This window comes from Vibrio sp. SCP2, from assembly GCF_059295395.1.
This window is the reverse complement of record NZ_JCAFVV010000001.1, coordinates 1,608,840-1,630,522: the sequence shown is the minus strand read 5'-3', so window position 1 is coordinate 1,630,522 and position 21,683 is coordinate 1,608,840. Positions and strand designations below refer to the sequence as shown.

Sequence of the window (21,683 nt, the reverse complement as noted above, 5' to 3'; positions counted from 1 at the left end):
CACCAGCGACAAGCCAAACAAGGAAGTTTGGTTTGTTATTCTCGCTCTTACACACCCTAAACCTTGATTTACCCTTTACTCTCCCTCAATTCCCCTTACAATTGTGCCAAGTTTGAATTTCAAGGTTAGTTCTATGTCTATCCAATGGTTTCCGGGACCTGATCATTAACTTCCACTAACATCCAATGAATTACAACAAATAATTTAAAATCATAAACTTATAATTAAAATATGATTTTACCACGTCCTAAGAAAACTCCTTACTTCCGGAGTTTTTTGTACCCCATGATGTACCCCATATAACCAAACTCCTGTATACTCCTCGCAAATTTTACTGAGGGGTTCGCATGCCAAAATTAACCGTCAGACTATCCGACAAAGAGATCAAAAAAGCAGAAGTTAGAGATAAGGAATACATCCTCGCTGATGGGAACGGACTCAACATTCGTATTCGACCGAATGGCACCAAGTCATGGCAATTCAGATATAGCGCCCCCATAACTAAGAAAGTAAAAAAACTATCTCTTGGCTCATACCCTGCACTAAAATTGGCTGACGCTAGAAAAGTTTCTCAGGAACACCGTAACCTCATCGCCAATGGAGTTGACCCCAAAGACCACCTAGAACAACTTAAGCAGAAAGCCATTCACCAAGAAGCCAATACCTTTTTTGCAGTAGCTGAGCAATGGTTCAGCAGAAAGAAGAAAACTGTGAGTGCTAATCATGCCGAACGTATATGGAGAACATTAGAACTATACGCCTTTCCCCACATTGGTCGAACGCCAATTGCTTCCATCACTCGCTTAAGCGCAGTGCAGGCTTTACGCCCACTTGAGAACGACCAAAAGCTATCGACTATTAAGCGAATTTGCCAATCTCTTAACCAAATTATGGAGTATGGTGTTGATAGCGGCATTATCATCGCGAACCCACTGACTCGCATGATTAACGCGTTTGAAAAGCATGAAGTAGAGCACATGCCTACGATAAGACCAGAGTTACTGAATAGGTTGTTAAAACAACTACAAGATAACGCCAACATTCGCCACAAGACTAAACTGTTGATTCTTTGGCAGCTTCACACAATGACTCGACCGAAAGAAGCCGCTCGGGCACGTTGGAGTGACATCGACCTGAACCAAAAGTGCTGGACCATTCCACCAGCAGAAATGAAGCGTCGGAAAGAACATAGAGTGCCACTAACAGAAGCAGCGATTGAGATTTTATCGCAGATGCGATTGCAGAGTGAAGGACATGAATACGTGTTCCCAAGTGAGCGCGCCCCTACGAGCCACGTAAGCGTTTATACAGCTAATGCTGCCCTTAAACGAAGCTTAGGTTTCAAAGGTGAACTTGTTGCTCATGGGCTGCGGTCTATCGCCTCGACTGCGTTACATGAACAAGGCTTTGATACCCTGCATATAGAAGCCTGTCTTGCTCACACCGATCAAAACGAAACTAGAGCAAGCTACAACCGCACTGATTTCTTTGAGCAAAGAAAAGAGATTATGGAATGGTGGAGTGATTACATTCTAGAGGCTAAGTCTCAATGTAGTGAATAACCCTAACTAGTTCACTAAAAAGAAAAATGGCACCTACTACAGGTGCCATTCCTAGTTATTAAGTGTTTACCGACTTACCTAAACCACGCATCATCATATCGAACACAATACTGGCAAGCCCGTTTCTAACTGTATCGTCAGACAGTGCTTTCATTGCCATTGTATTATGAGTATCCATACTCTCTATTATGGCGGTTTGCACGATTTCAGGGAAACGCCCTAGCATCGCTTGTTCTTTAGAGTTGTTCTTTGCTTGGTCAACTGCAATTTCATCATCTTGGACTTTACCAAACAACGTGTTTGCATAACTCAGCATATCATTCTCAGTTAACCCATCTTCAATGAACAAATCGTTCATTCGTTGAATGATCTCATTGAGAAACTCCGTTTTGGGGTCTTTCGGTGTTGCACCTGAACCCTCTTTAGTTGGAGCAAGATAATGCTTCGGCTCTTCACCAACTTTGTATCCTAGCTGTAAGTCTGCTTCACGCTGTTCGTGTAGGCGATAGTGCGTCATTACCACGTCTGATAGGTCAACATCATCCTCAACAACATCTAAGCGAAGTAATGGATATAGATGCTTAGCAAATACGCTTAGCTTCTCTAGCTCAAAATCATCGAAGTCTACAATCTGCGAGGTGAATTCGTAGTAGCGGTAGAACGACATTAGGTCTTTCTTAAATACTTCAAGAATGTCTCGTGCTTCCTTGGCATTCTTAACACTATTCTCGCAATACTTAATTGCCTTATCGTTCTTTTCAATCTTGGCTTTTGACAACTCAGCTTGAGCCGATTGAAGAACTTGTGTGGCTTCTTTATAGCGAATCGTAAAGCGGTCTACGGCTGGCTTACAAAGGTTAGCAAGTTTTGCTTGGTTTGTTTGCTTGCTGTTGTAAGCTTCAACGAAAGACTCTACCTCATACCATTGGTAGATACCTGTTTCCGCAAGCTTGTTCATTAGGTCATAAACAATGTTCGGGTCTGATACTCCAGCCAGCTCAGCAGTTTGGAAGTAAACCTTAAACTCATTCAAGATCTCTTCTGGGTCATTCACAAAATCAAGAACGAACGTTTTATCTTTGCCCTTACAGGTTCGGTTGAGTCGTGAAAGCGTCTGAATACACTCAACACCTTTTAACGGTTTATCGACATACATTGCCACCAGCTTTGGTTGGTCAAAACCTGTCTGGAACTTATTCGCCACCAGCATCACTTGATAGTCAGCAGTATCAAACGCTTTACGCATATCTCGACCATTGAGCTTAGGGTTCATGGTCTTTTCAGTGAACTGCTCTTCAGGTAAGTCTGGGTCATTCACCTCACCAGAGAATGCCACCATCGCATTCACGTTATCGTACCCTTTGCTCTCGACATATTTTTCAAAAGCAAGCTTGTAGCGCACCGCTTCTAAACGGCTACTGGTAACAACCATAGCTTTTGCTTCACCGCCTAACAAGTGCTTGATCTTGCTGTTGTAGTGCTCGATGATGGTTTCGACTTTCTGGGCAATATTGTGTGGATGTAAACGAACCCACTTTGCCATCTTAGTTGCGGCTTTCTTACTATCGACCTCTTGGTCTGACGCTGGGTTGTCGTGTGCTAATTGGTAGGCAACTCGATAACTGGTGTAGTTTTGCAGTACATCGAGGATGAAACCCTCTTCAATCGCTTGGCGCATAGAATAAACATGGAAAGGTAACGGCTTATTGTCATCGCTTAATGGTGCCTCTGGATCTTCAGGGCGACCAAATAGCTCTAGCGTTTTACCTTTTGGTGTTGCTGTGAATGCAAAGTAGCTGATCTTGTTTGAGCCTTTACGAGCTTCAAGAGACAAACGCAACATATCTTCACTATCAAGCTCTTCATCGCCCTCTAGTTGTTCAGCCATTAACACTTCACGCAACTTACGAGCGGTTGTACCTGTTTGGCTTGAGTGCGCTTCATCGGCAATCACCGCATAGCTACGACCTGCAAGTGTTGAGTCTTTACGGATGGCTTCAAGCACATGAGGGAACGTTTGAATGGTTACGATGATGATCGAGGTGCTTGCCTTTAGCTCTCCTGCTAGTTGGCTAGACTTACTGCCTTGTGCTTCCTCTCGGTTCACACGAGCAATCATGCCCTCGTTATGATCGAACTGATAGATAGTGTCTTGCAGCTGGCTATCCAGTACCGTTCGGTCAGTGATAACAATAACTGAGTCAAATACCTTGTCGCCAGTTTGCTTACTTAGTTCAGGGTGATCAGTGTAATAATGCTTTGATGCCAGTTGGTGGGATAACCAAGCAATCGAGTTAGATTTACCTGAGCCTGCGCTGTGTTGAATTAGATACTTGTGACCTGTTCCCTCCATATCTACCGTGTTCAGTAGCTTTGATACTACCGCCCACTGGTGATAACGAGGGAAGATCATGGTTTCTTTGGTTTTGATTGAGCCGTCTAGTTGCTCTTCTTCTTTCGCTTCTAGGTGAATGTAGCGACCAAGAATCAGTAATAGATTGTCTTTCTGGAAGATCTCATTCCAAAGGTAAGCGGTAGCGTATTCACTTTCGTTCTCTGGCTGTTCATTACCCGCACCACCATCAACCGTACCTTGGTCAAACGGCAGGAAGAATGTACTTTTACCATTTAGGCGAGTGGTCATTGCTACGTTATATTGGCTCACCGCAAAGTGAACCAATGCACCACGCTTAAAGGTTAATAGTGGCTCTGGCTTATTGGTTGCTGGGTCTTTTGGCTGCCTGTCTTTCATGTACTGAACTTTGGCATTATCAATCGACTGCTTAAATTCAGATTTCAGCTCACAGGTAGCGACAGGGATTCCGTTCACAAACAGCGTTAGGTCTAGGCGACCATCATAACCATTAGGTGAGTAAACCAGTTCAGGAACAACACGCAGAATGTTTTGCTCATAACGAGCGGTTGCGTCTGGGTTTAGGTCATGGTCTGGCTTAAAGCTACAAAGGCTAAACTTCGCACCACGATCTTTCACTTGATTACGCAAAACCCAAAGCGTGCCTTTGCTTTTTAGCTCTCGCTCTAATGACTTTAGTAGCGCATCAGCTGTAGCGGTTGGATTACGCTCTGTCTCTGGGTAGTGCTTGGCTAGTTTATCCCATTGCTCAGGTTGCGACTGCTTAGCAAAGGCAATGACGTCTTCAGGGTATAAGGCTAGCTCTTTGTTGTACTTGTTTGACTCACCCACCAGCCAACCGTGAGACTGCATTTGAGCGAGGATGTCATTTTGAAAAACTATTTCGTTGACAGGTGCTTTAGAGGAAACGAATTTATGTTCCGCTAGTGCCATCTTACTCAATTCGGCATTATCAATCTGCTTACTGAACTCAATCACTTTTCTCGGCTTGGGCTTTTTAAACGGTTCTAGAGCACTTTTAGGATCTTTTTTATCTTCAGTGGTCATTTTTGTCCTTCCCCTTTGCTATTGCTTTATCTTCTTCTAAAGCGCATAACACTCGTTGTTTTAGCTCTGAAAAAACAGACTCAGCAAACTGTTTAGTAGCCCTTGATTCGAGCAGTAGTTTCATTGCTATTTCATGATGCTCTTCAAGGTTACTAATAATTGCTTCTTCCAATAACTCAGAATAGATTCCCTGTTGCACTCTATCATCAGAATTATTATTGATTTGCTCGACTAAAATCTCATTGTTCATTAAACAGTTAACGATGGTTGTTTTGAATAATGTGGGCACCAGATCGTCATTTTGGTCTACCTCTTCTGCTGAAGAAGCTGAATAGCTCGCAGATGGCTCAGCTATCGATAGTTGTTCCATGTTTCTAGATTCAGAGTGACTAGAGTATTGGGTAAGTTCGACCACCTTCCTACGTTTAGGCTTTTTAAAAGGCTCTAGTGCGACAGCAGGGTCTTTTTTATCTTCGTGTGTCATTGTTGCTCACTGTCCGTTTGAGTCGTTGTGATACTGCAAACTGCTGGGTTTGTGATAGAAACAGATACATCTTTTCGTGACGAAGCCGCGTCAAGATCTCCAAGAGTGAATATTAACCCTACTATTACCAATAGGATTGATGACTGCTTAAAAGGTCGGTTCATTCGTCCTATTCTTTGTTGCCTAATGTCATTGGTCTCGGCGATTTGGCCTGCGCAGGAACTGAATCGTTCGATTATGAAGTCAGTAAAAACCTCGGGATTATGTTTGAAGTGCCCCTTAGCTGCCATATCTTGCCTAGTCTCTTCTACTTCATTGGCATATGGGAAATATTCATACTCATTCTCCCAATACGCTCCAAGCAATAAGTAACCTGCTTTGCATAACAATACGATGCCAACGGTAGTAACAACTCCAAGACCGATCAAAAGCTCTAAAGGAAGAGAAAGGTCAATGTTTCTAATGACATAAACGAGGATGGTTATTATTGTAGCGAGTATTGCACCTCTAACTTGAATGCTGGAATTAATTGAGTCCCTTTTATCTAGCTCATGCGCATATTGCTCTTTGTACAAACTTAATACGTCTTGTTTATCCATTTAACTCGCCTCTTCCAAGCGCCAGATCTGCTCAGCGATTTGGCGATACAAATCTCGTCTAATTTGAACGTCTGCCATCTTCATTTCAGCGTGTGCTTGGAAAGCCAAGCCATTGCGTGAGATTAACTTATTGAAGTTTGGGTTGTTCTCATAAGCCAGAGGATGCAAAGACTTCACAAGAAGATTTTCTTTAATATAGTGCTCTACTTTTTCTGTATAAGGCTTATCACTGTAAGACTGGTTTGTGCCTCGTGGAAGCAACACTAATGCGCCAATGCTATTACGCGCATCATTGAATTCGTTTAGTTGCTCAAACTCATCACGATGGTTATCAAAGTTGTTCGCCCACAAGTGTTCAATCTCATAAGGCTTACCATTGGTAGCGTGATAGTAAGTTGCAAAATCGGTGTTTTCACCAGCTAGACCATCAATATAACCGGATAAACGTGATAGTAGGTACTTAACAAATCGACCATTTTGACCGTGTAGACGGAACCATTCAAAGCCGTTCCACTGCTCATCCATTTCACTTAACTTCTTGTCAAAGATCTCAACTAGCTCGCTGTAGTCTTTGTTTCGGATCTCTTTCACGAGATTGTACATCGTGTAACGAATCGAACTTGCAGAGAAGTTGCGGAAGTTGACTGACCTACGAACACAGAAAATATCAATGTACTTAGCAACAAGGTTCATCTTTTGATTAGCGAGATCAACAGAGTCTGTTGTTTTAAGTGGAGCTAGCATCAGCGGATAACTTAATGAACTAGCGATACCCCACTGGTAAATATAATGAATCGATTCTAGTTCAGGGGTGAGCGTTTCTTCAGCATTGCGAAGCCTTTTATACGCATTTACATAATATCTAAACTCAGTATTAATAAAGGCATCAAACTCACTCTCACCAGCTTTAGCTAGGTTCATTCGAGATAGATTATCTCTTACCCAGTTATGGAAACGCGTACCGATTTTCTCAAAGTCTTCGTTTAGGGAACCTGCTTTACTCTGCCTGATTGACTCAGCGTATTTTGCTCTTAGCCACGCTTGAATGAAACGTTGGTCTTCCTCTTTATCGAATACTTTTAGGTCAATAATCGTCTGTTTCCAGAAGTCGTTGGACTGCTTTCTCTTATTGTCATCACGGTATTTAGATAGTAAGAAACCTTTTAACATCTCTGTAGGGGTGAGATTCAAGCCTCTGTCGTTCATTGTCTCAAAAATGGTGTAAGCATTTTCATCGCTGTAGGCAACAATTTCGACCAATACAACCAACTCTCGAAGCCAATCAAGAAACAGAGGTAGAACATTCTCATCAATACGATCTACTGGGAACGCATCACAAATATTTTGGTAACGAGCGACCATATTGATGGTTGATGCATCTGCATTTTCAGGGAGTGTGTATTCCCCCTTATTAAACAAAGCATCAAGGCAAGCAGTTCGCTCAGCAACATCAATATTGAATGATTTTTGTCCAAACTTTTCGGAGAATATCATTCCCGAAATGGCTTCATTTAGGCCTAGCTCTTTTTGTTTATTGTTTAGGTAAATTAGAAACAAAGTGAGCGAGGTTAAACGCTGCTGACCATCAATAATACTGCGCTTACCTGACTTTTCACTTAGCACGAATGGGCCTAAGTAGTAGCTGTTGTAATCAGCAACATCTTGACGCTGATGCTCTGGGTCATAGTTATCTAAAAACGCATTGCACAGGTCAGTGACCAGTTGCTCGATGTGGGTTTGCTCCCAACTATACTCACGTTGGTAGTAATCAACGGTGTATTTTTTGTTATCGAGCACTTCTAAGATCGAACGATTATTGGCTTCAATTTTGTTTTCTATACGGCTCATCCTTGAACTCCTTGTGGTTGCCAATCACGAACGTCAATCTTGCCTGTTACTGCAGCGGAGATAAGGGCTGTTTTGCGTTCTTTTAACGCTTCTATCATTGTTTGAGATTTTGCAGATAAAGCTTCAAACTTTTGAACATTTTCTTGGATGAACTCACCAATACGTTCTTGTTCCTCTTGTGGAGGGAACGCTATTTTTAGTCCATTTATTCTTTCTACAGATATACCCGGTTGTGCTGCCGATACTGAATACTGTCCTAAGTTCATAAAACGCAAAAACTCAGAAAGGTACGTCAGGTCAAAGTTGATATACGGGTAAACAACGACTGCATGTTCAGAGGCAAAGAACTTACCTTTTGCCACATTAATGTTTCCACATAGTGCGCCTTGTCTACCAATTAGGGCATATTCACCATCACAATTATAAGTAGATGTATAACCTCGGAAGCCATTTCCCCCCATAACAGGGTATTTACCCTCTGGCTCTATTTGATTAGATGTTATTCCATCACCAGATAGTAATTTTAAAAAGTAGCTTAGTTTAACCACTCGCCAATGGTCAGGCACTTCACCCAACCATTCCACACCAGAATCTTTCATTGGTGTTTGCGGATTAAGTCCTTTGGTCACAGCGTGAGAAATCACCGCTTGGCGTTTTTCTTTTAACAGCTCAATCAGCTTTTCTTGCTTGGTGATTAAGGTGTCGATTTTGGCTGTTTCGTGATCGAGGAAGTTGGCGATTTTTTGTTGTTCTTCGATAGAGGGGAGTAATAGGTTTATAGCTAAAAAATCCTCTTTAGCTATATTCTGCATACTGCTACTAGCTCCCTCTGCACTATTCGATATTTGTTCTCGAAACCCTTTCAAATACATAAAATAGTGAATAAACTTCGAATCTTGCACGCTCTCATTAGCAAAAACGGTTTGCCACAAACGGTCCGGGAGATAGAGGTCTTTGTCCGCAACATTTACATAAGCGGCAGCACCGACTAAATCAGGAGTATTCATTCGACTGATTATGATAGCCCCCTTTCTAATAGGGCACTTCAGTCGAACTACTTCTTCTTGGAAAACTGTCTTGTTTTCTTGAGGACGGAACTCTCTTGTATAGACACAACTTGTTTTTAATACACCATATTCGTTACCAGACTTTGGATAGTCTGTTGCATTTACACTAACTCCCGATTCAAGACTTGAAATTATATATTTGAGTTTTGTAACTTCCCAATGGCTTGGCATCTCAGGTAACCAATTGATGCCGGTATTAGAATAATCAGGATATGCCTTATAACGACCAGTCATTACGAATGCACCTCTTGAAGCAACTGCATAATATCAGCCGATACCGCATCCAAATCCGCATCAATCGCTTCTAACGCTCTTGGTGGTTCGTACACATAGAAGTGGCGGTTAAATGGAATTTCATAGCCCACAATACCCACTTCACCATCTTTCTCATCGGTTTTGCTTTCATCAATCCAAGCGTCTGGAACGTGTGGGAATACTTCTCGAGCAAAGTAGTCTTCAACGGTTTCGGTTAGTGGCACGTTCTCGTTATCACGTAGGTCTGGATTGGCTTCTACCTTGCCTTTGGTCTTGCATACTTCGGCTACATCATCATGTTCGCCAAGGTGCTTCACGATAAGTTTTAGATGTGCTGCGCTTAGCTTGGCTGGTGCTAGTTTTGTTTTTAGGGTGTTGTTGAAGATGTCACGAGATAGCAGTTTTTCTTCATCAAAGGACGCTAGTGCATCAAGAACCGCTTGTTGTAGTGCCTCATCGAGCTTCACCCATGCTTTATCTGCTTGTAGAGCTTCTAGGCGAGTTTTATCTTTTGGATAGATAGCCAGCTGCAGTGGACGTTCAACCGTAATTCTTCGGTAGCCAAACTCTTTGTAATCAAATAGCTTACTATAGCCGTTCTCAGCAAACTGACCGTAGGTTTTTACAATGGTCTCAATACTCTCTTCGGTTAGCTCTTTACGTTTACTGCCAAGAGACTTGCGCATTGCTGAATAGAATACGTGTTCGTCATCTCCCTCAACTTCAGTGCCACCGCTGCGACCTCTACCACCAGCTTTTACACGCTCTTTCGATGCGTTGATTAGCTGAACCTTGCCTTTGCGGTGCTCTGGCTTATGGCTTGATAGAATCCATACATAGGTAGCAATGCCCGTGTTGTAGAACATATCGGTAGGTAGAGCGACAATCGCTTCAAGTAGATCGTTCTCTAGGATGTAGCGACGAATCTCACTCTCACCACTACCTGCACCACCTGTAAACAGTGGCGAGCCGTTAAGGATGATACCAATACGAGAGCCGCCCTCATGCTGTGGACGCATTTTGCTAACAAGGTGCATCAAGAACAGCAGTGAGCCATCAGAAACACGAGGTAGACCCGCACCAAAGCGTCCCTCAAAGCCTTTCTCTTTGTGTTCATCGTTGATGTGCTTTTGAATCTTCTTCCAATCCACACCGAATGGCGGGTTAGATAGCATGTAGTCAAACTTCTCGGTGCGCAGTTGGTCGTTTGATAGGGTGTTACCTAGCTTGATGTTATCGACTTTTTGCCCTTTGATAAGCATGTCTGCTTTGCAGATAGCGTAAGACTCTGGGTTAAGCTCTTGACCAAATGCCGACAGTGAAGCCTTTTCGTTTAGCTCGTGCACATACTCCATACCAGAAGATAAGAAGCCACCTGTACCCGCTGTTGGATCATAGATAGAGCGCACTAAGCCTGATTGGGTTAGCACTTCATCATCATCGCTAAACACCAGTGATGTAGTCAGGCGAACGATATCTCTTGGGGTAAAGTGTTCACCAGCGGTTTCGTTTGAGCTTTCAGCAAAACGTCTGATTAGTTCTTCAAATACTAAGCCCATGCCATAGTTGTTGATGGTGTTTGGGTGTAAGTCTGTTTTAGCGAACTGCTTAGCGACTTTGTAGAGTAGGTCTGCTTCTTCAAGCTTGTCGATGGTGTTGAAGAAATCGAAGTGCTCAAAAATCTCGCGAGCGTTCGGGCTGAACGATTGAATGTAACTTTCTAGGTTGCTTGCCACACCTGTTTCACCAAGGCGGTTTAAATCCATTTTTGAGGTGTTATAGAAGCTTAACTTTGCGGTGTGCGTAAGGAGCTTCTCTTGCGCTTCTACTGGCATTGCTTTTACTGCTTCAAACTTAGTAATAACTTCTGGTTTGGTTTCTTCTAGTACACACTCTAGGCGTCTAAGCAGGGTGAACGGTAGGATAATGCGACCGTATTGAGATTGTTTGAAGTCACCACGTAGGAGGTCTGCCACCGACCAAAGGAATGCGGCTGTTGAAGAGAAATTATTGTTAGTCATTATAATCAGCACATTGAATACGAAAAATTGCGCAGATTATACAAAAGATTAGTGATTTGGTCTCTAATGATGTTCCAGTAAGACTCAGCTTATCTACTAAGGTTCATGGTCATAAATACTTATTCCAATGCCTCTTAACAGTTGCTATTCCAAGATTCAGCGCTTGAGCGGTTTTAGTTTGAGATAGTCCTTCAGCTTTTTTATCTTGCACCAATCGTGTTGTTTTATGAGCGGCAGGACGACCTAGCTTTTTGCCTTGCGCTTTAGCTCTTTCAATTCCCTCTTTGGTTCGTTCTCTGATGCGGTTACGCTCAAACTCTGCAAAAGCAGAGAACATTTGTAGCATCAGTTTTCCTTCAGCGCTTGAAAGATCTGCCACTGGCAAATCTAAGCAAACCACTTTAATACCTTTTTCCGTCAGTAGACTAATAGTGTTTTGTACGTCAATGTTGTCTCTTCCCAAACGATCAAGCTTTAACACCACCAGCATGTCCCCTTCTTCCATTTGGTGACTAACTAGCATCTTAAATTTTTCACGCTTCATAGCTTCAACTGAACCAGAGACAGTTTCGCTGATAACTCGTGAATCAGCGACTTCATACCCTTTCTGACGAATAGCTAAGATTTGGTTCTCTGTGGTTTGTTCTGTTGTCGATACACGACAGTAAGAAAATATACGCATTAGTCACTCTGAACTTTAGATTGGTATCAAATATAGGGGTATCATACAGATTTGGCATCATAAAGAAAACACCCTACTTTTATGACACCAGAATAAGATTTGCAAAGCTGGTATCAACATACGAATATTTGTTGATACCAGCCTATTCGGTTAGTAAAAGGAACGCGTTATAGGTTAGACATCATTTTTTGAAACGCCTTAAATTGCTCAAACTGCTCCTTCATATCAGAAGGAGTATCTGTACTTGATTTGGCTAGTTTCTTTAACAATTCCGCTTGTCGATAGTCAGTAACATCACCATAGCTATAAAATGTCGTTAAAACTCCTTCATGCCCTAGGTTTTGACTCCACGCTTTAAACTCTTCAGCGTTACTACATAGTTTTTCTCCCAATCTCACGAGTGTGTTGCGAAAGCTATGCGGGTTGTAATACGGCAGCCCAGCCAACTTAAAAGCTTGCTTGAAGATTCGACGAATAGGTCCTGCTGTTGTCCAATGATCTTTGGTCAATCCCATCGTCTCAAACTTATGGCTTCGACTGTTCTTCACCTTAGTTTTAGGAAACAACGGGTCATCTGCCCCAAATGATAATTCATGCTCCAGATAGCTAACCCATTCCGTAAAAATTTTCAGCGGCAGTTCTCCTACTGGGAAAAAGTAAGTCGTAAATGTTTTGCTGAACTTGGTTTTCACCTCTCTGGCATCCTGATACAAGCTTTGCTCGGCAAGACAAATATGCTTGAGCTTTAATGAAGCCACTGCACTATCCCGCGCTCCGGTCAACAATGTAAAAGCGACCAACGCTCTATCTCTCATTTCAATGTGAGTCATACACGGCATTGCCTCTAGTACTTGAGTAACTTGTTCAACCGTTGGTACAGGCTTTTTCCGACGCGCATTAGCAATGCGGGCGTCTTTTTCAGACAGATTAAAGTACTCTGTGTCACTGTAGGTTATTCGGGAACGATATCCGTTTTGTAATGCTAACCACTGAAAAAACGTCTTCAGGTGGCGCAAGGCTGTATGCACCGTAGCCTTACTCAATGGTTTGTCTGTAACCACGTTCTTTTGCTCCATCAGGTACTTTTTAAAGCCAACTGCTTGCTGACGATGAAACTGCTTAAAATCTTTATATTTGGTGTACTCCTCAAAGCGGTTGATTGCCTTAGTCACGCCATCAACTGACACCTCACTTTGGCGCTTCGCTTCTTTCAGAAATTCGCAATAGCTACGGATTGCACGAACATTATGTGCGTTGTTTTTCTTCATTGTCTTGAGTTCTCTAAGTTAGGTTCAATTCAGGAGAGGACACCCCCTCATACTTATGTGTTTTTGTGCTAACGGTACTTTCCACCAGCAACTCACTACGAACGGCCTCCAAACGCCTCCAACTAAAGAACTTATTAACCTTTGAGCCGCACTCACTGCATATAGCAAATACCCGTCCTGTACCACTCGGCAATTGCATGAAATTCAACGAATCGGGAGTTGGTGTTCGTGGTACTCTGCACTTCAAACAAAAGAGCTCAGAACTCTTACATTGGCGCTTGTTTCCAACGCGATGCTTACGAATAAACAATCTTAAATCAGTCCCCAAAATTAGGAGCGGACGAACTTCGTTGTAGACAGGTAAACCACTCTTGATCCAGTTTCGGACTGTTCGCTTGTGAACTCCACATAACTCTGCTACCTCCTCCACCGTATAACTACGGTGGATTTTGGGTAAATTAGGATTCAATCTTTTATTCACTCGTTAGCACTCCTGATTCTTGCTGTCTGAAATGCGCTGCTGCACCCACTTTTCTATTTCTTCTTCCACCCATCCAATAGCGCGCTCACCTAGCGATACAGACTGCGGAAACGTTCCTTTAGACATACGTAAATAAATGGTGCTACGTGATAAGCCTGTCTTTTGGATAACTACTGGTAAACGAATGATCTTACTAGACATAAAAAAACCTCTTGGTTGTTTAGGGGACAGCCAAGAGGTTAATGTTCTATGCGATACTGATTTCCAATCTGGGAAAAGCTAATTCCAATATTGGAATTTTTAAGATCATTGATCCTTTATTTTGAGCAAAATCTGTCTAATCGTTTCATTGGATAGTTCCTCACCAGCCAACTCAGTTATCTTTTGTATCGGGGTCGCAGCTCCTCTAGCTAAAGGGTCTATATCTAAATGGAAGAGAAGAGAACGAATCAGCCTAAGGTACGAATTACGTTCCTTAGTCGCTAACGGTGTATTTGCTTTCGTGGAGGTGAGCGGGCTTTCCTGTAAAGAATCTATTAAGCGATTAAGCTCATTTGTTCTAACCACTAACTGATAACTAATTTCCTCAAGAATAAGGTGTTCATCAGACTCAATTAGGTCTTCAGAAGCTTCTATGCTAGCTGACTCGCCAAGTTCATCATCACCTAGAGCCAAAGTAAGCTGTGAATACTCTTCCAACTCATCATCACTTAAATTATCCAATGCATACGGATTATCAAGAATGCTACTATGGGTAAGTCCTTTAGATTCGAGCAGATTGGTCAGCCTTGTTTGCAACGCAGAACTATTGGCTTCATTTAATTGCAACGGTAAACTAGTTTTTAGCTTGTAAACAACTTCGTCACGCTTCAGAAAGAAGCTACTAGGTCCTGATAGTTTGGGCGGTGCCCCATCAATTTCATGTTGATATAATTCATGGATTAAATGCCTCTCTAATCCAATCATGGCTAGATCCCATATCCCATCAATGGCAAGAATCTTGTCGTCAAAAACTAATCCCTTACCTTCTTTGACCAACAAGGCTTCGCTGGAACAAATAGAATACGCTACGTCTAATGATTCACCCGTCAGCAAATTAACATCAATCTTAAACTTGCCTGTTTCATGCCCTTCCAGATTGATGTACCGGCCACCAACAGCGAATGCTTTGTTTACGAGTCGAATCGAAATAGTTAACTTATTCTCTAGTGCCAAACCATAGATATCTGAGACCGCTACCGGTTCTCCCATCGAAATTGACAGAGTTCTGGCTGCCTCTTCAATTGTTAAGTATTTCTTTACCTTTAGTAATTTACTCATTTAGTACTTTCGCCCTTTTCAGCCACCTGTAAGTAGAACGCAAAAGTAACGTAACAAACACTATAGGACTATGATTTTTAAGATTTTGGCGATTGTACGACTGTTCAGTAGCCAATATTGCTCAAATCAATATCAATCAAGCATCATAACTATGATTTTCATTGACGATTAATCTCCTATTAATTACACCGCATCCAATAAAGTGTTAAGATCATCTCAATTATGAATTTTGTGTTTGGTGGTCCCCACAACTGTGCTGACTCATAGTCTGTGTATAAAATAAATATTTTTGTACCCCATGTTGTACCCCAAAAACCAATTTAAAAAATTTAAAACCAAGGTATTCAAATGGTTAACAATACAATTCAATGGTTTCCGGGCCATATGCACAAGGCTCAAAAAGAGATTGCTGAAGCGATCCCTCAAATTGATGTGATTATTGAGGTGCTTGACGCTCGTATCCCTTTTAGTAGCGAAAACCCAATGATTGCTGAGTTAAAGGGTGATAAGCCAGTTGTAAAAGTGCTTAATAAACGCGATCTTGCCGATCCTGAATTGACTCAACTTTGGATTGACCATTTTGAGAAAGAACACAACGTAAAAGCAATTGCTATTACCACCTCTCAGCCACAAGAAGTGCAGAAGATCATGGAGTTGGTTCGCAAACTTGCACCGCACCGTGAAGAAATTGGTAAAAACATTCGCACCATGATCATGGGTATCCCAAATGTGGGCAAGTCGACCATTATCAACTCTTTGGCTGGTCGTACTATCGCTGTCACTGGTAACCAACCAGCGGTAACGCGTCGTCAGCAACGCATTAACTTGCAAAATGGTATCGTGCTTTCTGACACACCGGGAATACTGTGGCCGAAAGTTGAAAACCCGCACAGTGGGTTCCGCCTTGCTGCCACTGGCGCAGTAAAAGATACCGCGATGGAATACGATGAAGTTGCTTTCTATACGGTTGAGTACTTAGCGAAAGCTTACCCACAGCGATTGCAAGAACGTTATGAGATTGAAAAGCTTCCTGAAAGCGATATCGAGCTAATGGAAGAGATTGGTCGCAGACGAGGAGCATTGCGTTCCGGTGGTCGAGTAGACTTACATAAATGTTCCGAGATTCTGCTCCATGAGTTACGTAACGGAACACTAGGACAAATCACGCTTGAGCTACCTGAGATGATTACTCAAGAGCTTATCGAAGTTGAACTAGAAGCAGCTCGAAAAGCAGAAGAGAAAGCGAAGAAGAAAGAAGAACGTCGCAAGCGGTATCTTAAAAACAAACGCTAATTTGACTAAGGGCAGTGATTACACTGCCCTTTTTTGTGACCTATTGTTATAGTGTAACAAAAAGAACAAGAGAGTATTTTTGATGAGCATTCCAACTAATATCATCACTGGTTTCCTAGGCACGGGTAAAACCACCGCCATCCTTAATCTTCTTAAAGAAAAACCTGAAGGCGAACGCTGGGCGGTGCTCGTTAATGAGTTTGGCGAAATTGGCATCGATGGTGCTATGTTGACCGACCAAGGTGCCCTCATTAAAGAAGTACCTGGCGGCTGCATGTGCTGCGCGGCGGGTGTTCCTATGTCGGTCGCGATTACTGCGCTTTTAAGAACAAAACCAGACAGATTGATTGTTGAGCCAACGGGCTTAGGGCATGCACATAAGGTATTAGCGACACTAACCTCTAGTCAGTTCTCAGAGTACATAGATTTAAGAGCGACGATCGGTCTAGTCGACCCTAGAAATCTAAGCAACGAGAAGTACCTGCAAAATCAAAACTTCACTGATCAATTGGCGATCTCAGATATTGTCATCGGTAACAAAGTCGATCAGTGTCATGTCAGCGATATTGATGCGTTTAATGACTGGGTAACCGATCAAACGCCGCCAAAAGTGTTCAGCCAGTTAGTCAAACAGGGCAATTTTCCTATCGAGCTGTTAGATTCCCCACGTCGCGAGCATTCTGTCTCAACCGAAGTCGCCGCGCATCACCATGAGCACGCAGAGTTAGAACCTCAGTTCGCTCTAGCGCCCGATCAAACTTATGTGCGCAAAGAGAACAAAGGCCAAGGTTACTTTAGCTGTGGATGGATTTTTGGTGCGGAAGTGGTTTTCAACTTTGACGAACTGTTTTCTGTGCTTTCTGATCTCACCGCTGAACGGGTTAAAGGGGTGTTAAACACCACAAATGGTTGTTTTGCTTTCAATGTTAGCAATGGCGTTGTGTCGGTCAACGAGATGTCTCTAGAAGGGTTTGAGAGCCGTTTGGAAGTGATCGACAACCAACTACTGCCTTGGGACCAACTGGAAGGTGTTTTAAAACAAATCGCCAACCTCGAAGAATAACTCACCATCCAAACGACAAGAGGCGCACCATTAAGTGCGCCCTATCCCTCGTTACTCAATCGTGAGTTTGCGAATCAGGAGGTCATTATGTTGCGACCTGATAAAAAACGAGGCTTTCAATTTTACGGTTGAATCCATCCAAATTGTAGGTAAGGCGACATTTCCTCCATGCGGGTCGATTCAAATTGCCTTACCTCTTAACTATGGTTCAAATCAGTGATTATGCAAGGTCATGACCCCATAGCTTATGCTAATATTGTGATTTTCATCCAGTAATTATCCTCGCAGAATATCAACCTGTCCTTTCATCTCATATTTGAAAATCAATATTCCATTCTTATTGCTATAGTTAGCATTTCTCAGCGGTATAATTCTTACTACACCTATCGATATGCCGACTCAACGGGAGCCCCACTTTCATGACCAAGAGAGAAAAATTTAAGCAATCCTTACTCGCCAAAGTACCCAAGGATGCGGTAAATCAATTTCTCTCAAAGGATAAAACGCCTATTTCTGTCTTGGCGCTTTCTTTGGTGGTTGGCATTCTTGCCGGGCTAGTCGGCACCTATTTTGAAATCGCGGTTCACTTTGTTTCCGAAACTCGTACGGATTGGTTAAAAAACGAAATAGGCGGAGTTTTACCTCTTTGGTTAGCGGCTTTTCTCATTAGTGCAGCGCTTGCCTTCATTGGCTACTACCTAGTTCATCGCTTTGCGCCCGAAGCCGCAGGCTCTGGTATACCAGAGATAGAAGGTGCGATGGATGGAATCCGCCCAGTTCGTTGGTGGCGCGTCATTCCGGTTAAATTCTTTGGTGGTATGGGCGCACTTGGCTCGGGTATGGTTTTAGGTCGCGAAGGACCGACAGTACAAATGGGTGGCGCTATTGGGCGCATGGTCACTGATATCTTTAAAGTCAAAGATGACGATACTCGCCATTCATTGCTTGCATCAGGTGCCGCAGGCGGTTTAGCGGCAGCATTTAATGCCCCGCTGGCTGGCATCATGTTTGTTGTCGAAGAGATGCGCCCTCAGTTTCGCTACTCTTTGATCTCTATTCGAGCAGTGATCATTTCAGCGATATCCGCCAACATTGTCTTTCGCTACATTAATGGTCAACACGCGGTGATCACCATGCCGCAATATGAAGCACCTGAGCTTCCTACTCTATGGCTGTTTCTGCTTTTAGGTGCCCTATTTGGGATATTTGGTGTCGTCTTCAACCAGCTCGTCACTTTATCTCAAGATCTGTTTGTGAAACTTCATCGTAATGACAGAAAACGTTACTTGATCACCGGTTCTTTAATCGGTGGTTGCTTCGGAATCATGTTGCTCTATTTCCCTTCCGTTACCGGTGGCGGGATTGGTCTCATCCCAACGATTACCAACGGCGGCTATAGCGCGCAAATACTTCTCCTTCTATTTGTCGCTCGTATTGCTACTACACTTATCTGTTTTGGTTCTGGTGCTCCCGGTGGCATCTTTGCTCCTATGTTGGCTTTAGGCACTTTATTCGGTTATGCGTTTGGCTTGATTGCACAGGGCCTTTTACCGGATCTCAATATTACTCCGGGCATGTTTGCCATTGCTGGAATGGGGGCTTTGTTTGCGGCTACTGTTCGCGCTCCAATAACCGGAATCTTGTTAGTTATAGAGATGACCAATAACTACTACCTGATCCTTCCTCTCATCATTACCAGTTTAGGCGCGGTGATTTTTGCACAACTGCTTGGTGGGCAGCCAATCTATAGCCAACTGCTTCATCGAACCCTAAAAAATGAGAAGTTGAGACAGAAAGATCTCCCATCAGATACCGAATGAGATTTGCGTCGCAACCGTTTGGCTTGCTATGATCGCGGCAATTAACCCCGCATCATTAAAAGATATCGGCAACTTCCTACTACTAGGGATGCCGAAAGCCGTATAAGGAAAACGTCGTTGAACTGGAGACGCTTTACTCAATTTCAGAGTGTCCCGCCTTCACAGGCCTCATTAGCATTAGGTGTTATCGGACTCGGTCACGCATGGGCACTCTATGTCCCAGAAGTCGGAGAAGTGATTCGACCTTACCTGGCTGGCTTTGGCGCAATTCTACTGTTTCCCGTGCTAGTTAAGTATCTTACTAGTTACAGCACCTTTATGAACGACATCCGCCATCCACTTAGCGGTAGCCTAATGGCGCCGATGAGTATGGCACTGCTAATCTTATGCGACTATTTAGCCGTTATTTCACCGATTATTGCCTACCCTTTATGGTTTGCCGCATTGCTCTTACACCTGACCATGATGCTCTTATTCTTCACTTTTCAGTTGAAGAACTTCAAGATGAGTAACATTGTCCCAAGTTGGTTTCTCTACCCAGTTGGCGTCATTAGCAGTTCTCTCGCAGGTACTCAATTTGGTCACACGGTATTCTCTGAAACCTTGGTAAGCATTTGCATAACCATCTATTTCTTTATGCTGCCATTGGTACTTTATAGACTGGTATTTGAGGGAATGTTGCCTAAAAGAGCTAAGCCCACGCTGGCAATCATGGCTGCCCCCATAAACCTCACGTTAGCAACCTATTTGGTCAACTTTGAACAGCCAGATCCTATCTTGACTGGCGCTCTAGCGGGTATTGCCATCACCATGACACTGCTTATTTACCTTTGCTATATAAGATTAATGAGGCTGCAATTTCAACCATCGATCGCTGCAGTGACCTTCCCTTCGGTCATCAGTGCTATTGCAATGCATCGACTCACGTCATTTTTTGCAGAAAATCATCCACATTGGCATTGGTTACATAACTTTGGACTGATTGAGTTGTCGGTAGCAACAGGTTTAGTCGCTTGGGTTGCTGCAGGATATTTAAAAATGTATTGGCCAGAAGTCTTCACTTCGGAGATAAAAGCGAATTCACAATAATTAAAGTGTGAGAGATAGGTAATTAACAGATTATTTATTAAGACAATTCCCCGTCAGGGTAATTATTCTTAGTCAATATACCATTGATTATAATTTTATCTGTTAGTATACGCAAGAAAATCACATTTTATATTAGATTTATTATTCAACCATATTTATACATAGTTAGTCAGCTGGCGCTTACGACTAATAACTTAAGGCTATGTATTATGAATATGTTAACAACGCGATCTCGCCTGCCCGAGTTTATCGACAGACGAATCAACTACTATGTTTCTGACCTAATAAATAAAAAAGATAATGGTAGAAACCTAGTTTTAGGTAAGAAGCCGCACCCAGGTGATATCATTTTGCAAAGTAATGACTACCTTGCGCTGACCCATCACCCTAAAATCATAGACGCTCAAGTTAATTCATTGCTCTCCAAGAAAGACACGGCATTTATGTCTAATGTGTTTTTGCACAGTGATGGACTAGATAAAACGGTTGAGCACAATCTTGCAGATTACACTGGGTTTCAAACTTGTACCATTGCCCCATCGGGTTGGATTGCCAACATCGGCCTACTTCAAACCATCTGTGATTCAGAAACCAATGTGTACATTGACTTCTTTGCGCATATGTCCCTTTGGGAAGGAGCTCGCATCGCAGGTGCCAATATCCACCCCTTTATGCATAACAATGCCAAACACCTTAGGCGTTTAATCAAACGTAATGGTCCAGGTGTGGTTTTAATCGACTCCATATACAGTACGATTGGTACCATTGCACCACTCCAGGAGATGGTCTCTCTAGCCAAAGAGTTAGATTGTGCGATTGTGGTCGATGAGTCTCACTCGGTTGGTGTTTACGGCCCTAAAGGTGCCGGATTACTTCAAGAACTCGGTCTCACAGATCAGGTCGACTTTATGACAGCCAGCCTAGCAAAAACATTTGCTTATCGCGCGGGGGCAGTTTGGTGTAATAACTTAACAGGTCAAGTAGTGCCATACGTCTCCTTTCCTTCTATCTTTAGCTCGGCAATGATGTCGTTCGAGCTAGATAGAATCGATGCCACATTAAGTGTCATAAAGGAAAGTGATCAGTCCCGCAGGCGTCTTATGGAATGTTCAGAGCAAGTCCGTGAGGGTCTTGCGAATATTGGCTATAACATTCGTAGCGAATCTCAAATTATTAGCCTAGAAACCGCTGAAAAAACCAATACACGTAAGGTAAGAGATTTTTTTGAAGACCATGGCGTATTCGGTTCTGTTTTCTGTACACCTGCGACGCCAGATAATAAAAACATCTTACGTTTATCTTTAAATAGTGCTTTATCTAGTACTGATATTGATAAGATTTTATCGGTCGCGATGAAAGCCCACAAAAATAAGGAACTTTATTTCGTATAAGAATTAAAACGCCTCTTTT

At 42.8% G+C, this 21,683-nt stretch carries 17 protein-coding genes; 6 read left to right on the top strand and 11 right to left on the bottom strand.

Annotated elements, in window-relative coordinates; translation table 11 throughout:
• Positions 1-347 precede the first annotated feature (347 nt).
• Positions 348-1,562, top strand: coding sequence for a tyrosine-type recombinase/integrase (locus tag AC5O63_RS07720; RefSeq protein ID WP_494504518.1), 1,215 nt, complete (start codon positions 348-350; stop codon positions 1,560-1,562).
• Between the two features lie 58 nt (positions 1,563-1,620).
• Here AC5O63_RS07720 and AC5O63_RS07715 read toward each other — a convergent pair whose 3' ends face one another.
• The 11 genes from AC5O63_RS07715 to AC5O63_RS07665 all read right to left on the bottom strand — a co-directional run bounded on the left by AC5O63_RS07715 (position 1,621) and on the right by AC5O63_RS07665 (position 15,008).
• Positions 1,621-4,869 carry a type I restriction endonuclease subunit R gene (locus AC5O63_RS07715; RefSeq protein WP_494504588.1) on the bottom strand — a complete coding sequence of 1,083 codons (3,249 nt, stop codon included), beginning with the start codon at positions 4,867-4,869 and terminating at the stop codon, positions 1,621-1,623.
• Positions 4,870-4,972: 103 nt separating this feature from the next.
• Positions 4,973-5,467: a hypothetical protein gene (locus tag AC5O63_RS07710; protein ID WP_494504517.1), complete on the bottom strand. Its 495-nt coding sequence runs from the start codon at positions 5,465-5,467 to the stop codon at positions 4,973-4,975.
• Positions 5,464-6,066: a hypothetical protein gene (locus tag AC5O63_RS07705; RefSeq protein WP_494504516.1), complete on the bottom strand. Its 603-nt coding sequence runs from the start codon at positions 6,064-6,066 to the stop codon at positions 5,464-5,466. The genes AC5O63_RS07710 and AC5O63_RS07705 overlap by 4 nt, the downstream gene beginning before the upstream one ends.
• Positions 6,067-7,914, bottom strand: a complete 1,848-nt coding sequence (locus AC5O63_RS07700) for a DUF262 domain-containing protein (protein WP_494504515.1) — start codon at positions 7,912-7,914, stop codon at positions 6,067-6,069.
• Entirely contained in the window at positions 7,911-9,215 is a 1,305-nt protein-coding gene (locus AC5O63_RS07695; protein WP_494504514.1) for a restriction endonuclease subunit S, read from the bottom strand. The genes AC5O63_RS07700 and AC5O63_RS07695 overlap by 4 nt, the downstream gene beginning before the upstream one ends.
• Positions 9,215-11,257, bottom strand: a complete 2,043-nt coding sequence (locus AC5O63_RS07690) for a type I restriction-modification system subunit M (RefSeq protein ID WP_494504513.1) — start codon at positions 11,255-11,257, stop codon at positions 9,215-9,217. Before AC5O63_RS07690 ends, AC5O63_RS07695 begins: the two co-directional genes overlap by 1 nt.
• Before the next feature lie 109 nt (positions 11,258-11,366).
• Positions 11,367-11,939: a recombinase family protein gene (locus AC5O63_RS07685; RefSeq protein WP_494504512.1), complete on the bottom strand. Its 573-nt coding sequence runs from the start codon at positions 11,937-11,939 to the stop codon at positions 11,367-11,369.
• Between the two features lie 167 nt (positions 11,940-12,106).
• Positions 12,107-13,207, bottom strand: coding sequence for a tyrosine-type recombinase/integrase (locus tag AC5O63_RS07680; protein WP_494504511.1), 1,101 nt, complete (start codon positions 13,205-13,207; stop codon positions 12,107-12,109).
• Between the two features lie 13 nt (positions 13,208-13,220).
• On the bottom strand, positions 13,221-13,637 hold the full coding sequence (locus tag AC5O63_RS07675; protein ID WP_494504587.1) for a helix-turn-helix domain-containing protein: 417 nt from the start codon (positions 13,635-13,637) through the stop codon (positions 13,221-13,223).
• Between the two features lie 54 nt (positions 13,638-13,691).
• Complete coding sequence (locus tag AC5O63_RS07670) at positions 13,692-13,889, bottom strand: helix-turn-helix transcriptional regulator (RefSeq protein WP_494504510.1); 198 nt, start codon at positions 13,887-13,889, stop codon at positions 13,692-13,694.
• 105 nt (positions 13,890-13,994) lie between these two features.
• Positions 13,995-15,008 (bottom strand): hypothetical protein, encoded by a 1,014-nt coding sequence (locus AC5O63_RS07665; RefSeq protein ID WP_494504509.1) that lies wholly within the window; start codon positions 15,006-15,008, stop codon positions 13,995-13,997.
• Positions 15,009-15,356: 348 nt separating this feature from the next.
• On the opposite strand from AC5O63_RS07665, the gene ylqF reads away from it, so the two are divergent.
• From ylqF to cqsA, 5 genes are all read left to right on the top strand, one after another.
• The gene (ylqF, locus tag AC5O63_RS07660) at positions 15,357-16,301 is read left to right on the top strand and encodes a ribosome biogenesis GTPase YlqF (RefSeq protein ID WP_494504508.1); all 945 of its coding nucleotides are present in this window, start codon (positions 15,357-15,359) and stop codon (positions 16,299-16,301) included.
• Positions 16,302-16,383: 82 nt separating this feature from the next.
• Complete coding sequence (locus AC5O63_RS07655; protein WP_494504507.1) at positions 16,384-17,364, top strand: CobW family GTP-binding protein; 981 nt, start codon at positions 16,384-16,386, stop codon at positions 17,362-17,364.
• 419 nt (positions 17,365-17,783) lie between these two features.
• Positions 17,784-19,184 carry a H(+)/Cl(-) exchange transporter ClcA gene (gene clcA, locus AC5O63_RS07650; protein WP_171323259.1) on the top strand — a complete coding sequence of 467 codons (1,401 nt, stop codon included), beginning with the start codon at positions 17,784-17,786 and terminating at the stop codon, positions 19,182-19,184.
• Between the two features lie 117 nt (positions 19,185-19,301).
• On the top strand, positions 19,302-20,273 hold the full coding sequence (locus AC5O63_RS07645) for a TDT family transporter (RefSeq protein ID WP_494504506.1): 972 nt from the start codon (positions 19,302-19,304) through the stop codon (positions 20,271-20,273).
• A 209-nt stretch (positions 20,274-20,482) separates the two neighbouring features.
• Positions 20,483-21,664, top strand: coding sequence for an alpha-hydroxyketone-type quorum-sensing autoinducer synthase (gene cqsA / locus AC5O63_RS07640; protein ID WP_494504505.1), 1,182 nt, complete (start codon positions 20,483-20,485; stop codon positions 21,662-21,664).
• The last annotated feature ends 19 nt before the right edge of the window (positions 21,665-21,683 follow it).

Excerpts from the sequence above, each read along its gene's own strand:
- AC5O63_RS07655 (WP_494504507.1), top strand. The coding sequence starts at position 16,384 with ATGAGCATTCCAACTAATATCATCACTGGTTTCCTAGGCACGGGTAAA.
- AC5O63_RS07700 (WP_494504515.1), bottom strand. The coding sequence starts at position 7,914 with ATGAGCCGTATAGAAAACAAAATTGAAGCCAATAATCGTTCGATCTTA.
- AC5O63_RS07690 (WP_494504513.1), bottom strand. The coding sequence starts at position 11,257 with ATGACTAACAATAATTTCTCTTCAACAGCCGCATTCCTTTGGTCGGTG.
- clcA (WP_171323259.1), top strand. The coding sequence starts at position 17,784 with ATGACCAAGAGAGAAAAATTTAAGCAATCCTTACTCGCCAAAGTACCC.
- AC5O63_RS07680 (WP_494504511.1), bottom strand. The coding sequence starts at position 13,207 with ATGAAGAAAAACAACGCACATAATGTTCGTGCAATCCGTAGCTATTGC.
- AC5O63_RS07670 (WP_494504510.1), bottom strand. The coding sequence starts at position 13,889 with ATGTCTAGTAAGATCATTCGTTTACCAGTAGTTATCCAAAAGACAGGC.
- AC5O63_RS07720 (WP_494504518.1), top strand. The coding sequence starts at position 348 with ATGCCAAAATTAACCGTCAGACTATCCGACAAAGAGATCAAAAAAGCA.
- AC5O63_RS07695 (WP_494504514.1), bottom strand. The coding sequence starts at position 9,215 with ATGACTGGTCGTTATAAGGCATATCCTGATTATTCTAATACCGGCATC.
- AC5O63_RS07705 (WP_494504516.1), bottom strand. The coding sequence starts at position 6,066 with ATGGATAAACAAGACGTATTAAGTTTGTACAAAGAGCAATATGCGCAT.
- ylqF (WP_494504508.1), top strand. The coding sequence starts at position 15,357 with ATGGTTAACAATACAATTCAATGGTTTCCGGGCCATATGCACAAGGCT.
- AC5O63_RS07665 (WP_494504509.1), bottom strand. The coding sequence starts at position 15,008 with ATGAGTAAATTACTAAAGGTAAAGAAATACTTAACAATTGAAGAGGCA.
- AC5O63_RS07685 (WP_494504512.1), bottom strand. The coding sequence starts at position 11,939 with ATGCGTATATTTTCTTACTGTCGTGTATCGACAACAGAACAAACCACA.
- cqsA (WP_494504505.1), top strand. The coding sequence starts at position 20,483 with ATGAATATGTTAACAACGCGATCTCGCCTGCCCGAGTTTATCGACAGA.
- AC5O63_RS07715 (WP_494504588.1), bottom strand. The coding sequence starts at position 4,869 with ATGGCACTAGCGGAACATAAATTCGTTTCCTCTAAAGCACCTGTCAAC.
- AC5O63_RS07710 (WP_494504517.1), bottom strand. The coding sequence starts at position 5,467 with ATGACACACGAAGATAAAAAAGACCCTGCTGTCGCACTAGAGCCTTTT.